At 32.7% G+C, this 14918-nt stretch carries 14 protein-coding genes and 1 pseudogene; 12 read left to right on the top strand and 3 right to left on the bottom strand.

Translation table 11 applies throughout. The features are described from left to right. The first annotated feature begins 1 nt into the window (after position 1). The gene (locus ACSVC9_RS12590) at positions 2-283 is read left to right on the top strand and encodes a hypothetical protein (protein ID WP_446897812.1); all 282 of its coding nucleotides are present in this window, start codon (positions 2-4) and stop codon (positions 281-283) included. Further along, positions 265-999: a DUF434 domain-containing protein gene (locus tag ACSVC9_RS12585; protein WP_446897811.1), complete on the top strand. Its 735-nt coding sequence runs from the start codon at positions 265-267 to the stop codon at positions 997-999. The genes ACSVC9_RS12590 and ACSVC9_RS12585 overlap by 19 nt, the downstream gene beginning before the upstream one ends. Positions 1000-1084: 85 nt before the next feature. Here ACSVC9_RS12585 and cls read toward each other — a convergent pair whose 3' ends face one another. Both cls and ACSVC9_RS12575 read right to left on the bottom strand, forming a co-directional pair. Further along, positions 1085-2608 (bottom strand): cardiolipin synthase, encoded by a 1524-nt coding sequence (gene cls, locus ACSVC9_RS12580; RefSeq protein WP_446897810.1) that lies wholly within the window; start codon positions 2606-2608, stop codon positions 1085-1087. A 32-nt stretch (positions 2609-2640) separates the two neighbouring features. Next, positions 2641-3033, bottom strand: coding sequence for a hypothetical protein (locus tag ACSVC9_RS12575; protein WP_446897809.1), 393 nt, complete (start codon positions 3031-3033; stop codon positions 2641-2643). 302 nt (positions 3034-3335) lie between these two features. On the opposite strand from ACSVC9_RS12575, the gene ACSVC9_RS12570 reads away from it, so the two are divergent. Both ACSVC9_RS12570 and mscL read left to right on the top strand, forming a co-directional pair. Then, positions 3336-4979 carry a peptide ABC transporter substrate-binding protein gene (locus ACSVC9_RS12570; RefSeq protein WP_446897808.1) on the top strand — a complete coding sequence of 548 codons (1644 nt, stop codon included), beginning with the start codon at positions 3336-3338 and terminating at the stop codon, positions 4977-4979. Between the two features lie 114 nt (positions 4980-5093). Then, on the top strand, positions 5094-5528 hold the full coding sequence (mscL, locus tag ACSVC9_RS12565; protein WP_446897807.1) for a large conductance mechanosensitive channel protein MscL: 435 nt from the start codon (positions 5094-5096) through the stop codon (positions 5526-5528). 58 nt (positions 5529-5586) lie between these two features. On the opposite strand, the gene ACSVC9_RS12560 is transcribed toward mscL, so the two are convergent. After that, complete coding sequence (locus tag ACSVC9_RS12560; protein ID WP_446897806.1) at positions 5587-5727, bottom strand: zinc ribbon-containing protein; 141 nt, start codon at positions 5725-5727, stop codon at positions 5587-5589. 725 nt (positions 5728-6452) lie between these two features. On the opposite strand from ACSVC9_RS12560, the gene ACSVC9_RS12555 reads away from it, so the two are divergent. From ACSVC9_RS12555 to ACSVC9_RS12520, 8 genes and pseudogenes are all read left to right on the top strand, one after another. Then, positions 6453-7820 carry an aminotransferase class III-fold pyridoxal phosphate-dependent enzyme gene (locus ACSVC9_RS12555; RefSeq protein WP_446899857.1) on the top strand — a complete coding sequence of 456 codons (1368 nt, stop codon included), beginning with the start codon at positions 6453-6455 and terminating at the stop codon, positions 7818-7820. Positions 7821-7840: 20 nt separating this feature from the next. Next, entirely contained in the window at positions 7841-9232 is a 1392-nt protein-coding gene (locus tag ACSVC9_RS12550; protein WP_446897805.1) for a putrescine aminotransferase, read from the top strand. A 112-nt stretch (positions 9233-9344) separates the two neighbouring features. Next, positions 9345-10421: a polyamine ABC transporter substrate-binding protein gene (locus ACSVC9_RS12545; RefSeq protein ID WP_446897804.1), complete on the top strand. Its 1077-nt coding sequence runs from the start codon at positions 9345-9347 to the stop codon at positions 10419-10421. Between the two features lie 37 nt (positions 10422-10458). Next, a complete protein-coding gene (locus ACSVC9_RS12540; protein ID WP_446897803.1) occupies positions 10459-10797 on the top strand; it encodes a P-II family nitrogen regulator in 339 nt (112 codons plus the stop codon). Between the two features lie 30 nt (positions 10798-10827). Further along, on the top strand, positions 10828-11961 hold the full coding sequence (locus ACSVC9_RS12535) for an ABC transporter ATP-binding protein (RefSeq protein ID WP_446897802.1): 1134 nt from the start codon (positions 10828-10830) through the stop codon (positions 11959-11961). Then, a pseudogene (locus tag ACSVC9_RS12530) lies at positions 11958-12783 on the top strand (ABC transporter permease). The gene ACSVC9_RS12535 and the pseudogene ACSVC9_RS12530 overlap by 4 nt, the downstream one beginning before the upstream one ends. A 14-nt stretch (positions 12784-12797) precedes the next feature. Continuing rightward, positions 12798-13607, top strand: coding sequence for an ABC transporter permease (locus ACSVC9_RS12525; RefSeq protein WP_446897801.1), 810 nt, complete (start codon positions 12798-12800; stop codon positions 13605-13607). A gap of 1 nt (position 13608) precedes the next feature. Continuing rightward, a complete protein-coding gene (locus tag ACSVC9_RS12520) occupies positions 13609-14799 on the top strand; it encodes an iron-containing alcohol dehydrogenase (RefSeq protein WP_446897800.1) in 1191 nt (396 codons plus the stop codon). Positions 14800-14918: the final 119 nt, after the last annotated feature.

The raw sequence follows: 14918 nt of genomic DNA, 5'->3' as shown, positions 1-14918 counted from the left end.
TATGGTGTGCAGAGAAGTAAAAGTCAGATTAAAGAAGGATGTAACCACGGAAGAGTTTTGGCAGGCTACCTATAATAGCAATTCTAATCTGGGAATAAGGCTTGTTCAAAATTTTGATGAGATGAAAAGGAAGTATTTAGACGGTAAAATATACGAACATGGCTCTCTTGGAGTAATGATACCTGTATCATATTATAACAAAAAAAATGAAACAATAGATGAGGATATTATTGAATATGGGTATGTAAAGGATATGAAAAACATATGGGAAATAGTGGAATAAAATCAGTTAAAAGAGGATCTGATTCACAAGATAGTAAATGGTTTTCAAAAGAGGCTATACTAAAAATGCAAAAAGCACAGAAAGAGATGGAGTGGCTTCTTGACAGAGAATATAATAGCCATTCTGTTATAGAAATAGTTGGTAATCATTATCAATTTTCTGCCAGACAAAGAAATGCACTAGTGCGTTCTACGGCTTCAAAGAAAAAGGTTAAAGCGAGAAAGGCAAAATGTATTTGCAGGGATTTAACGAATATCGACCTTGTATATATAGATGGATTTAATCTAATTATTACATTGGAAACAGCATTTTCAGGATCTCCTATTATATTGTGCAGTGATGGTGCTGTCAGAGATCTGGCAGGACTTAGAGGAACTTACAGAATCATTGACAAGACTTATTATGCCATGAATGTTTTGGATCAAGAGTTTTATGATATAAATGTCTCCAATGCGGTATTTTTATTGGATAAAGGTGTTTCAAATTCTGGCCGCTTAAAAAAATTTATACTTGAGTGTTCAAAAACCTGGAATACTGATGTTGAAGTGGAACTTATGGATTCAGTCGATTGCTTTTTGTATGATAAATATGGAGTAGTTACAAGTGACTCGGTAATAATTGACGAATGTCGCAGCTGGTATAATCTTGGAAGGAAAATTATAGATGACTATATCCCTGATGCCAATATTATAAATCTGGTTGGAAGTTCTGAGTGATTTTCTATCATATCTATTGTGATAAAATTTAATTCTACGCTTCTTAAATTTTTAGAAAGTCGAGAGAAGCGTAGTCTATAGTAGTTTATGCCAGTGGTGCAAACAGTCGGAGAATAGATTCCACAATTTTTTTAAGGAAGTTTCGTTTTTCCCAGACTTCCTTTTCTACTTTTTTTGATACCGCTTTGGTCCTAAGAAAATCTTTATAGATTTCATTTACTGCGGGTATATTGTACATATAAGTTGCACATTCGAAATGTAAAAATAAGCTTCTATAGTCCATGTTTATTGTTCCAACCACAGCACATTCATCATCAGATACAAAGTTTTTACTATGGATAAACCCAGGTGTATACTCATATATTTCTACCCCAGAGTCCAGTAATTTGTCATAGTGAGATCTTGTAAGGATATGAATGATTTTTTTATCAGGAATATAGGGAGTTATTATTTTGACATCAACTCCTCTTTTGGCCGCCAAAGAAAGAGATAATATCATCTCGTAGCCTACTATTAAATATGGAGTTGTAATATAAACATAATTTTTAGCACTATTTATTATGTTTAAATATACATCTTCAGCTGTGCTATCCGGTTTTTCCGGACCACTTGCATAGGGAATTACAATACCATCAGTTTTCTTGGTTTCCTGGTAAAACTTATATTTTTTTATATCTTCTTTTTCCTTTGTTATTGACTGCCACATTTTTAAAAACATTACAGTAAAGCTATAAACGGCCTCACCTTCTACGCATACAGCAGAATCTTTCCAGTATCCGTATTTTTTATACACATTTATATATTCATCGCCAATATTAATTCCTCCAGTGAAGGCAACTTTTCCATCTACTATGACTAGTTTTCTATGATCTCTGTAATTTAACATAAAATTTAGAATAAGCTTCATGGGATTGAAAATCTTAAATTTTATGTTATTTTCCTTAAGTATTTTTCTAAAATTACTTGGCAAGACGAATAATGAACCTATATAGTCGACTAGAATTCTAACTTCTACACCGTTTCTGGATTTTTCCTTGAGTATTTCAAAAATTTTTTCCCACATTATGCCTTTTGAAATTATGAAGTATTCAATTAGAATAAATTTTTTAGCACTTTTTAGTTCCTTGATAAGTCTTTCATACATGAGTTCACCTGACGGAAAATATTCTACTTTTGTATTTGTATAGGCAGGATATCCGCTGATATTTTTAATAAGTCTTGTTTCGTTGTATCTTGATTTATTTGTAATTTTAATAGAATGTAATAGTGAAGAGTCTTCTTTAGAGAATATCTCTTCGCCTAAATCAATTCTGTTGATCTTACTAAAATTATGTTTTATTCCAATTCTCGATATAATATAAATAATTACGCCAATTACCGGTATCAACAATATTAATACTATCCAGCTGACTTTATAAGATGTACTTTCATCCTTATAGTTAAGGTGGATTACTGCGATAGCACTTATAATCTCAAATAATATGAAATAATATATAAAAAATATATTAAATACATTATAAATAAGTGTTATAGCTATAAATTGGAAGATTATCCAAAATGTAAAGACTGCCAATTTAAGAATTGAAATAAATGACTTTCTTTCTCCCATAAATATCACCTGTCCTTACATTTTACTTTAGTTTATGATTTCCCTTTGAAAGATGTACCGCAGTTTCTACAAGTTATAGTTATTTTCCCTTTATGCCTTGGAACTCTCATTTTTTGTGAACAATTAGGACATTTAAATATTTTGTAATACTTGTTTTGACTTGACGAGTATTTAAATTTATCAAATATTCGGCCTATGGGTGCTATTAAATTCTCATAGGATTGTAGTTCATGGTATCTTTTATATTTGTTTTTTGAGAAACATCTCCATGTGCTGTATACAATACAAACAAAACCAAAAATAGAACTTTGTCTTGATCTAAATATTGAAAGTATAAATCCTATAATGTAAAGGTGTTTTGAAAGTTTATCAATACCATAGCTGTCTCTAAAATAGTAAGTTAGTTTATTTAAAAATTTATTCAAATTTACCACTCCTGAAAATGAGTTTCTGGTTTATAGAATAGTATATTCGTTTCTATATAATTATACAATAAAAGTTTTCCCTTTGCATTTAATTTAACTGGAAAGATAATAAACTTTATAAATATACATTTTTACAATTTATAGATATCTGATACCGTTGACATTCATATAATTCTATGGTAATATCATAAAAATTGCAAGTTTGATTTCTTAAATACATTTTGTGTGATAGTTTTCTTAGATAGTTTTGCATAACTGATCTAAGTTTCTATATTTATAATAATTTAATTGGGAGGGCTATTATGTTAAAGGGAAAATTAAAAATTTTTTCAGTTGTAATGTCGATTGCACTTATAGGCTCAATATTTGCAGGTTGTGGTAATTCCACAAGTAATGTAAGTAATAAAAGTACCATAAAAGTAAATATCAGTGCCGACCCTAAATCAATTGACCCAGGGCTGTGTAATACTATTGAAGGGGCACATGTTATTGAAAATGCTTTTGAAGGACTTACAGATATGGACGGTGAGGGAAAAATTAAACCTGGTGTTGCCGAAAAATGGGAGATATCAAGTGATGGACTTACTTATACTTTTCATCTAAGGAAAAATGCAAAGTGGTCAGATGGAAAAGCAGTTACTGCTAAAGATTTTGAATATGCATGGAAGAGAGCCTTAAATCCTAAAACTGCTTCTGAGTATGCATATCAACTCTACTATTTAAAAAATGGACAGGCTTATAATGAAGGAAAGGTTGCAGTAGATCAAGTAGGAATTAAAGCTAAAGATGATTATACTCTAGTTGCGACTCTTCAGGATCCTACCCCATATTTTCTATCACTTACATCTTTTACAACTTATAAACCTGTAAGAAAAGATGCAGTGGATAAAAGTCCAGATGCATGGGCTACAAAAGCAGATACATACATATCAAATGGACCCTATAAGATGGTTGAATACAAACAGAAGGACAGCTTGAATTTTGAAAAAAATTCTAATTATTGGGATGCTAAAAATGTTAAGATTGAAAGAGTAGAATTTAAAACCTTGGAAAATGCAAGTAGCTATTATGCTGCGTTTAAAACAGGAGATTTGGATTTGATTGATAAACCGCCAGCTACAGAAACTCCTAATTTATTGAAAAATGGAACTGCAAAAGCATATCCTTATTTTGGAGTATACTATTATACAATAAATGTTTCTTCCCAGGCTGCAAATGTAAACCCTACAACGGCAAAAGTATTAAGTGACGTGAAGGTTAGGAAGGCATTGAGCCTTGCTATTGACAGGAATGCTATAGTAGAGAATGTTACAAAATCCGGTGAAAAACCAGCAACCGCTTTTGTACCTGGTGTTGTAAGTGATTCCAATGGTGGAGAATTTAAAAATAAAGAATACCTTCCTAAGAAAGCTGATGTAGCACAAGCTAAAAAACTTTTAGCTGAAGCTGGATATCCAGATGGAAAGGGCTTCCCTAATGTTGAAATATTGTATAATACTGATCAAACAAATCAAAATATAGCACAGGCAGTTCAGGATATGTGGAAGAAAAATTTGGGAGTAAATGCTACTCTTAGAAATGTTGAAAGAAAAATTCAGATATCCGAACTTTTAAAACATGATTATGTTGTAGGTGGAACTAGATGGATTGCTGATTACAATGATCCAATGACTTTTCTCGATATGTTTACTACAACTGGAGGAAACAATATGCCAGGATATTCAAATCCTACCTATGATAAATTAATTGCTCAGGCTAAATCAGAATCAGATACAGCAAAAAGAGCAAAATTAATACACCAGGCTGAAGATGTACTTATGAATGATGTTCCTGTAATCCCTGTTTATGAATATTCAGAAGTTGTTTGTATAAATAAAAAACTTAAGGGTGTTCAAATAACTCCTATAGGATCTTTTATATTAAAGGGAGCTAGCTTGGAAAAATAGATGTCAGGTATGTTATAATTTGACTGTTATATAAAAAAGGTATATGGTTGATCATATACCTTTTTTATATAACAATTTTATCATTAAAAATCTAAAGATAAGGGGGAGATCAATATGTTAAAAGAATTTAAAAAATTTGCCATGAAAGGTAATATTGTAGATCTAGCAATAGGTGTTGTAATAGGTGGTGCTTTTGGAAAAATAGTTTCTTCACTTGTGAATGATATTATAATGCCGTTAGTGGGCCTATTACTTGGGAAGATTGATTTTTCTAATTTATTCTTGACATTGGGGAGTGGACATTTCAATACTGTGGACGAGGCTAAGAAAGCAGGAATTCCAACTCTAAATTATGGAATATTTATAAATAATATAATAGATTTTCTAATAGTATCATTTTCTATATTTTTAGTTATGACGCGTATAAACAAATTTTTAAATAAAAAAGAAGAAGAAAAAGCTGTTACTACAAAAAAGTGCCAATATTGTTTAAGTGAAATACCAATTGAGGCAACCAGATGTCCATATTGTACCTCTGTTCTGGATTAGGATATTAAAATTAATCACTATCAAAATTGCATGGTTTTGATAGTGATTTTTAAAATAATTATTGTTTTTCAAATTCCGTATGACGACATACAGGACAAACTGGAAGATATTCATCATCACTTTTAAGTTCCAGTTTATATCCACAGGTTTTGCATATATATGTTCCTTTTCCTGGCTTATCCCCTGAATTGTATATCATATAATCACCTCCCACGGATATAATATTCTACATAAAATTCAAAAATCCTCTAAAAAATTACTCATTATTTAGAACTCTGAAATTAATAAACAGACTAAATAATTGATAAATTAATAAAATATTAGACAAATAAAATTAAATAGATAATTTTTATTGACATTTAATAATAGATTGATTATAATAACATTAACATTATGAAATAAGTTTTTAATCTATTTAATAATGTTATTCAAATCTGTATATTAAAATTTTACCACAAAGAAGTGGAAGGGGTGAAATCCGATTCATAAACTGTATGAAAATATTTAATATAGTCTTGTATTGTAGTAAAAAAATTAAACATTATATAGTTCTGATATTTTCATATTCGGAGGATCGATTGAATCTAAGGAGATATTTTATTTAACATAGAACTCCTTATTTGTTTATGAACCAAATCAATATCATATATTTAATAATCTAATTAGCTTTTCGTTAAATACAAATTTCTAATTTTAAACTCAAAGTTTAATATTTATTTTAAGTCAATTTAATATGTTGATTTTTTTTGCAGCGCATTGCAAAATTGTTAAGGTGCCTTGATATTAAAAAATTCATGGTTTATTTGTTATAGAAAATTTATTTTTAAATCGAAGACGTTCAATTTAAAATATAAATTTTCAAGATGTACAAGTTTGAATTTTAATTATCATAAAATTTTGAATACTTTTAAATTTATAGGAGGAATGATATTCTTGATAAATAATGCAGTAGTAAAGAATCTTGAAAGAGTTCTTGAATATATAGAAAAGGGAAAAGATCTAACTGAGGAAGATAAAGAAAAAATAACACAGGAAACTGTCGAATATACAAGAGATAATTTAAATCCTGGATGGCTTGATTACAGGAAGTCCGTATCAGATGACTATACAATTGTAGAATGGTCGGATGGAGGTGAATTTTTTTATGATTTAGATGGGAATTCATATGTTGATTTTCTAGGTGGATATGGTATATTTACTCCGGGGCATAGAAATCCTGAAATACTTGATGTAGTGCTTTCACAAATTGATAGACAACCTATGAACAGTCAGGAGCTTTTAGAACCGTTGAGAGGATATCTTGCCAAGATCATGTCTGAAATTACGCCTGGGGATCTTGATCATTGCTTTTTTACAAGTGGAGGTGCTGAAGCAGTTGAGATGGCACTTAAACTAGCTAGAATTGCATCAGGTAAAAAATGGTTTATATCGGCGGTTAATGCATTTCACGGAAAATCTTACGGTGCACTTTCAGTTACAGGCAAGAATATATATAGAAAGCCATACTTGCCATTGCTTCAAAGCGTACAGCATGTTGAGTATGGCGTATCGGATGATATAAGAAAGGCAATTAGAAATTTACAGGCAGTTGGAGAAGGTGTGGCAGCAGTTATACTTGAGCCGATTCAGGGAGAAGCTGGAGTAATTGTTCCACCGAAAGGATATCTCAAGGAAGTCAGGGATATATGTGATGAATATGGGGTATTTTTAATAATTGATGAAATTCAGACTGGATTGGGACGAACTGGTACAATGTGGAGATGTGATGCAGAAGGCATTGTTCCGGACATCATGACATTTGGAAAATCCTTTGGAGGTGGACTTGTTCCTGCGACAGGTATTATTGCAAGGCCAAAATTATGGATTGATGAGCTGGTAAAAGACCCTAATTTATTGGGATCACCTACTTTTGGAGGGAATCCGTTGTCTAGTGCTGCTGCACTTGCAACAATAAGATATATTATAAAAGAGGACATTCCTGGAATGTGCAGTAAAAAAGGAGAAAAGATAATGAGTATTCTTGAAAAACTCAAGTTAAGATATCCTGGACTCCTAATAGATATCAGAGGTGCAGGACTGCTAATAGCTATGGAATTCCCAAAAACTGAAATAGGATATTTTATAGCAAAGAATTTGTTCGACCGCCATTTTCTGACAGCAGGTACTCTTAACAATTCAAAAGTTATACGTATTGAGCCACCTGCGATAGTAAGTGAAGGATCAATAGATAAATTGGGAAAGACACTTGATGAAGTGTTTAAGATGGCCGTTGGAGAATTTAATTTAAACTAATTATATGAAGGGATGAAATTATGTACAATAAAACAGAGGTAATTGAAGATCTGGATAGGATCATAGGATATATAAAAAGTGATGGGATACTTTCTGAAAAAGATAGAAAAAAAATTAAGGATGAAACAATCCATAATATAAGTAAGTATTTAAATAAAGGGTGGATTGAAATTAGAAAATCTGCAGATTCTAACAAAGGGGGAGAAGTGGTAAATGGAGTAATAGAATGGAGTGATGGAGGAGAATATTTTTATGATATAAATGGTGAAAGATATATTGATTGTCTTGGAGGATATGGAGTATTTACACCGGGACATAGAAACCCTGAAATAATCAAATATGTTAAGATGCAGCTTGCACGTCTGGGACTTCATTCCCAGGAATTGCTTGAACCGTTAAGGGCGTATCTTGCAAAAACATTTCAGATGATTACTCCGGGTGATTTGCAATATTCATTTTTTACAAATGGAGGCGCAGAGGCAGTTGAAATGGCTCTTAAGTTGGCAAGACTTTATACAGGTAAAAAATGGTATATATCAACATTGAATGCCTTTCATGGAAAATCAAATGGAGCACTTTCCGCTACAGGAAAAGCTTTTACAAGGAAAGCATTCTTGCCTATGATACAGCAGACATATCATGTAGAGTATGGAGATGCAGAGCAAGTTCGTACTGCGATTAGAAATCTTACTCATGTTGGTGAAGAAGTTGCAGCTGTTATTGTGGAGCCAATACAGGGAGAAGGTGGAGTTATAGTACCTCCAGCTGGATATCTTAAAGAACTTAGGAAAATATGTGACGAATATGGTGTAGTCCTTATCTTTGATGAAATACAAACAGGAATGGGACGTACAGGTACATTGTGGAGATGTGAAGCTGAAGATGTTGTTCCTGATATACTTACTTTTGGAAAAGCTGTTGGTGGAGGTGTAATTCCTATAACAGGAATTGTTGCAAGGCCATATTTATGGACAAAACAGTTAATTGAAAACCCTAACTTGCTCGGATCACCTACCTTTGGAGGAAATCCCGTTGCATGTTCTGCTGCACTTGCAACTATAAAATATATACTTGAAAATGATATCCCTTCCGTATGCAAGAAAAAAGGGGACATAATATTAAAGGAACTTAAAAAATTGAAGTTGGATTATCCTAATATATTAAAGGACGTACGTGGTGCAGGGTTACTTATTGCTATGGAGTTTTATAACAGTAAAATAGGATACTATGTAGCAAGAAAGTTATTTGAAAATAAAATATTGACTGCTGGTACTGAAATTAATGCAAAAACAGTCCGAATTGAACCACCGGCATGTATTTCCTATGAGTCAATAGATATTCTTTTAAAAACTTTGCCGCTTGTGTTTAAAGAAGCAGAGAAAAATTTTAATTTGAAACTTTGTACTATTTGACAATTGACTTTTATGAGATTTTTCTCTTACTATTAATAGGATAAAAAATAATAATAAATATAGGATTGTTTAAATCTTATATTTATTATTACTATGAAGTGGAGGTATTAAAATGAGAAGAAGAAAAAAAATATTGATATTTGGTATTATATTAACATTGATATTAACTTTATTTACTGGATGTGGTGGAAATGATAAAGCAGGTAAAAATGGATATGCCAAGGAACTTTATTTATATAACTGGACAGAATATATGCCGGATTCAGTTTTGAAAGAATTTCAGAATCGATATGGTATCAAAGTAATTCAATCTACCTATACGTCAAATGAAGAGATGATGGCTAAATTAATAGCTGGAGGTACTTCGCAATATGATCTGGCTGTACCGAGCAACTATATTATAACAGCTTTAAAAGAAAAGAAATTAATACAGACTATAGATCAAAACAATATAAAAAACCTTTCCAATATAAACAAGGACCTTTTAAATCAGGATTATGATCCAAAAAACAAGTATACAGTTCCATATATGATGAGCATGACTGTATTGGCCGTTAATAAGGCAAAATTGAAAGAATTGGGAGTTAAGATTAAAAGCTATAAAGATCTATTAAATCCTAAATTGAAGGACAATCTTGTTGTACCTGATGACCAACGTGAATTAATAGGAATTGCACTTAAAGCACAAGGATATACTGAAAATGAAAAAGATAAAAGTAAAATAGAAGGTACTTCTGCATGGTTGAATAAATTGAAACCTAATATAAAGGCTTATGATAGTGATAGCCCTAAGACATTGCTTATTTCAAATGAAGTAGCGGCAGGTCTTGTATGGAATGCTGAAGCGGCCTTGGCGATGAAAGAAAATAAGGATATTGAAGTTCTGTTTCCTAAGGAACCTTCGTCTATGTCACTTGATAATTTTGTTATAACAGCAGGTGCTAAACATAAAAAAGAAGCAGAATTGTTTATAAATTTTATTTTGGAACCTAAAATAAGCAAGATGATATCGGATGCGTTTCCATATTCAAATCCAAATAGTGCGGCAAAATCACTTTTAAGTAAGGATTATCTTGACAATCCGGCAAGCAATCTTCCAGAGAGCGAAATTAAAAAAGGAGAATTCCTCCAGGATGTAGGAGATTCTGTTAAATATTATGATAATGTCTGGACTAAATTTAAAAATTAATTTTATCACGATGAAGAGAGTTGAAGGGAGTATAAGAATGAAAAAGATAGAAATAATTACACGTACGGAAAAATTAAAAGATGTAAAAAAAATACTTGCCAAAAATGAATATATAGGTATGACGGTGACTGCAGTAATGGGATGTGGACATCAGAAGGGAATTATTCCAGAATTTAAAGGAATGGATTTTGAAATTAATCTTCTCCCCAAGGTACAAATTATGACTGTTGTTTTAGATGAAGATGTTGAGGAGATACTTACGGAAATACATGAAGCTATATCGACAGGTACTGCTGGAGATGGAAAGGTATTTGTGTCTAATATTGATGATGTAATGAGAATTCGTACAGGAGAACGTGGTGAAAAAATTCTCTAATTAAAAGTTGCTGATAAGGAGTGATTTATTTTGGATGATCCAACAAAAAAGGTAATTGAAATTAAAGATGTGGAGAAGACATTCGGGGATAATAGGGTGGTTAAAAAACTTAATCTGGATGTTTCTGAAGGAGAATTTCTAACCCTTCTGGGACCATCAGGATGTGGAAAAACTACTACACTCAGAATGATAGCAGGATTTGAGAACATTACAAGTGGAACTATCTTAATCGAAGGGAAAAATATGGAAAATATGAAGCCCTACCAGAGAAATGTAAATACAGTATTTCAAAATTATGCACTATTTCCACATATGAATGTATATGATAATATTGCTTTTGGACTTGTAGAAAAAAGGATAAAAAGGTCAGAAATCAAAGAAAGAGTTAGCAGAATATTATCATTAGTCCAGCTAAGTGGTTTTGAAAAAAGAATGCCGTCCAATATGTCCGGTGGCCAAAAACAACGTGTAGCTATTGCCCGTGCTCTTGTTAATCGTCCCAAGGTGCTGCTCCTTGATGAACCTCTTGGAGCTCTTGATCTCAAATTGAGGAAACAGATGCAAGTAGAATTAAAGCATCTACAGAGAAAACTAGGTATAACCTTTATATATGTTACACATGATCAGGAAGAAGCACTTACCATGAGTGACAGAATAGCTGTTATGTATAATGGCATTCTTGAACAAGTGGGAGAACCATATGAGATATATGAGCATCCAAAATCAAAATTTGTTGCAGACTTTATAGGTGAATCAAATATAATGGAGGCCTATATAAAGAAAATTGATGGAGACAAGTTAACTTCCGTTGTTGAATCCGGAACTGCTACATTATATGGTGAAAAGGTAGTTCTGGAAGAAATGGTATATATATCTATAAGACCTGAAAAACTTAAATGCTCGCTTAAGCCTGTAGAGGGATTTACACTGAAGGGATGTATAAAGGAGCATATATATGTTGGATCAATTATCAAAACTATTATTGAGCTTTCTAATGGAGAAAAATTGAAGACAAATTCCATGCCCGGAACAGAACTACTGGATATTGGACAAATAGTATATATTTACTGGAAAAAAGGAGATGCTGTTATAATGCATACCAAGGAGGAGGAAATTTACAATATAATAGAAAAGGTGCCTCAAATTGAGGAGGCTGGATTATGAAAAAGAAAAACGGCAATATTTTCCCAGCTGCTGTTACTATAGGGCCTGTAGTTATATGGATGGCATTATTCATTCTCATACCTATGCTGTATATATTTGTCATAAGTTTCATGCAGAAAGGAACTTATGGTGGAATACAGTATCAATTTACACTAAAAAATTATACCGACATGATAAACCCTCTTTATATTGACATATTTGCCAAATCGCTTTATATAGCGGCGGCTACCACGGTCATATGTTTGATATTGGGATATCCTTTTGCATATATTATATGCAATTCCGACAGAGGTATGAAGGCTATACTGGTGATGTTGGTAATGCTTCCATTTTGGATCAATTCACTTATAAGGACCTATGGATGGAATACTTTGCTTCGTACGGAAGGAGTTTTCAATACTATAATGATGAAGATCGGGATAATACATCATCCACTTACAATGCTGTATACAGATGGCGCAGTACTACTTGGCATGGTATATACCCTTTTCCCATTCATGATTCTTCCACTTTACTCGTCTATTGAAAAATTGGACAAATCGCTGATTGAAGCTGCAAATGATCTTGGAGCATACCCTATTCGAACATTTTTAAGAGTTACTTTGCCCTTGACAATGCCTGGAATATTTGCAGGATCCATACAGGTATTTATTCCTACTTTGGGATATTTCTTTATTTCGGATATGATGGGTGGAGGTAAATCAATACTTATCGGCCAGGAACTGGCCATTAGGTGCGGCACTATCGATTTTACTTATCCTGCTTACGATAATCCTGATGAAGTTGTATGGCAAGATAGGTAAAATAGAAGATATAGCATAGGAGGAGGGTTACATATGGCGAAAAGAAATAAAACACAGGGGCTTAGTGCTAGATCTGTAATTTATGCCTGCCTTATATATATTTTTTTATATTTGCCTATACTTATTGTTATAATATTTTCTTTCAATACCTCACAGATGAATGTTAGATTTGAGGGATTTACACTGTCCTGGTATGTGAGAATGTTTGATAATGTGGAATTAATGGATGCACTGAAGACAACTGTAATTGTGGCAATTGCCAGTACATTTTTGTCTGTATTTGTGGGTACCATTTCTGCATTTGGAATGTTTAAGTATAAATTTAAAGCAAAATCAGTTATAGATTCACTCATGTATATTCCTATTGTTATACCTGAAATTGTACTTGGTATATCACTTCTGGCATTTTTTACAGCATTGAATATACCGATGGGACTTTTGACGTTGATTATAGCTCATGTAACATTTTCGGTACCTTTTGTAATTATTACGGTTAGGTCACGTCTTGCTGGATATGATATGTCTATAGAAGAAGCCTCCATGGATCTTGGAGCAAATCAATGGAGAACTTTTAGGAGAGTTACACTACCAATTATAACTCCGGGAATTATGTCTGGTGCGATGCTTGCCCTTACAATGTCCCTTGATGATGTAATAGTTAGTTTCTTTACAACTGGCCCAAATGATGTAACTCTGCCAATTAAAATTTTTGGCATGGTTAGAAAAGGAGTTTCTCCAGATGTAAATGCACTATCAACAGTTATGATTTTAGCTACGATACTCATAATGATTACTTCTAAATCACTGGAGAAAGCATCTAGAAAACGCCAGGGAGAAATTTAATGTGAGGAGTGAAAATATGTTCAGTTTTTATATGCCAACCCGCCTATATATTGGACGTGGAAGTCTAGATATGCTTGGCAAAGTTCATATACCAGGTAAAAGGGCGTTAATTGTTACTACTTCCGGCAACTCTGTAAAAAAGTATGGATATTTGAAGAAAGTGCAGGAGCTCCTAAATAGCCAGAATATTAAATCAATACTATATGATAGGGTAATGTCCAATCCAACCCGCTTTAACGTAATGGAAGGAGCAAAATTAGCACGTGAAAATGATTGTGATATAATAATAGGACTTGGAGGTGGAAGTGCCATAGATACAGCAAAATGTATAGCTGCCATGACAATTAATCCAGGGGATTTATGGGATTATATAGCTGCAGGGACAGGGAAAAGTAAGGTACCTCCAAATGGAGCACTTCCCATAATTGCAATTCCTACTACGGCAGGAACTGGCAGTGAAGCGGATCCATGGGCAGTTACTACGAATGAAAAGACTAGAGAAAAGATAGATTTTGGTGATGATAATACTTTTCCCTATTTTTCTATTATAGATCCAGATTTAATGGCTACGATTCCCCAAAAGCTGACTGCCTATCAAGGATTTGACGCATTGTTTCATTCAACAGAAGGCTTTATTGCTAATGTTGCGAATCCAATTAGTGATGCATTGTCCATAAAGGCTATAGAAATTATTTCGAAGTATCTTCCAAGAGCAGTATTGGACGGATGTGATAAAGAAGCAAGAAGTAATATAGCTGTCGCCAGCACTATCAGTGGAATTGTAGAGAGTATATCAAATTGTACCAGTGAACATTCCATTGAGCATGCATTGAGTGGATTTCATCCGGATTTGCCTCATGGTGCAGGTCTTATAGCAATTTCGATAGCATATTACGAAAATTTTCTTGATGTTGCGAGAGACAAGTATATTCTAATGGCAAAGGCTATGGGAGAGGATCTGAGTTTTTATAGCGATGACAGAAAGCAATATGGATTTATTTCTGCTTTAAAGAGATTGCAGAGGGCTTGTGGAGTACATAATATTGAACTGTCAAAGTATGGTGTTGAAAGAAACAGGATAGGTGAATATACTCAATTGGCTTATGATACCATGGGAGAACTTTTTGAAATGGATCCGAGAAATCTTTCTTTTGAAGAAACTTATAATATAATAGAAAAATCTTTAAAATAAAATCAAAAAATATATATGTCAACTAATTTTGAAAATGTCCCAAAAAGTTTTAATTATTAGCACCAGCTATAACTGGTGCTTTGTTATGCTTATAATATTATTTTTAGGTGTAGCAAACA

The sequence above is a fragment of the Clostridium sp. LBM24168 genome (assembly GCF_052953915.1).
This window is presented reverse-complemented; position numbering and strand designations above follow the sequence as displayed.

What these genes read in the sequence shown, in the direction of transcription:
- ACSVC9_RS12590 (WP_446897812.1), top strand. Translation starts at nt 2, where the DNA reads ATGGTGTGCAGAGAAGTAAAAGTCAGATTAAAGAAGGATGTAACCACG.
- ACSVC9_RS12585 (WP_446897811.1), top strand. Translation starts at nt 265, where the DNA reads ATGGGAAATAGTGGAATAAAATCAGTTAAAAGAGGATCTGATTCACAA.
- cls (WP_446897810.1), bottom strand. Translation starts at nt 2,608, where the DNA reads ATGGGAGAAAGAAAGTCATTTATTTCAATTCTTAAATTGGCAGTCTTT.
- ACSVC9_RS12570 (WP_446897808.1), top strand. Translation starts at nt 3,336, where the DNA reads ATGTTAAAGGGAAAATTAAAAATTTTTTCAGTTGTAATGTCGATTGCA.
- mscL (WP_446897807.1), top strand. Translation starts at nt 5,094, where the DNA reads ATGTTAAAAGAATTTAAAAAATTTGCCATGAAAGGTAATATTGTAGAT.
- ACSVC9_RS12560 (WP_446897806.1), bottom strand. Translation starts at nt 5,727, where the DNA reads ATGATATACAATTCAGGGGATAAGCCAGGAAAAGGAACATATATATGC.
- ACSVC9_RS12555 (WP_446899857.1), top strand. Translation starts at nt 6,453, where the DNA reads ATGATATTCTTGATAAATAATGCAGTAGTAAAGAATCTTGAAAGAGTT.
- ACSVC9_RS12550 (WP_446897805.1), top strand. Translation starts at nt 7,841, where the DNA reads ATGTACAATAAAACAGAGGTAATTGAAGATCTGGATAGGATCATAGGA.
- ACSVC9_RS12545 (WP_446897804.1), top strand. Translation starts at nt 9,345, where the DNA reads ATGAGAAGAAGAAAAAAAATATTGATATTTGGTATTATATTAACATTG.
- ACSVC9_RS12540 (WP_446897803.1), top strand. Translation starts at nt 10,459, where the DNA reads ATGAAAAAGATAGAAATAATTACACGTACGGAAAAATTAAAAGATGTA.
- ACSVC9_RS12525 (WP_446897801.1), top strand. Translation starts at nt 12,798, where the DNA reads ATGGCGAAAAGAAATAAAACACAGGGGCTTAGTGCTAGATCTGTAATT.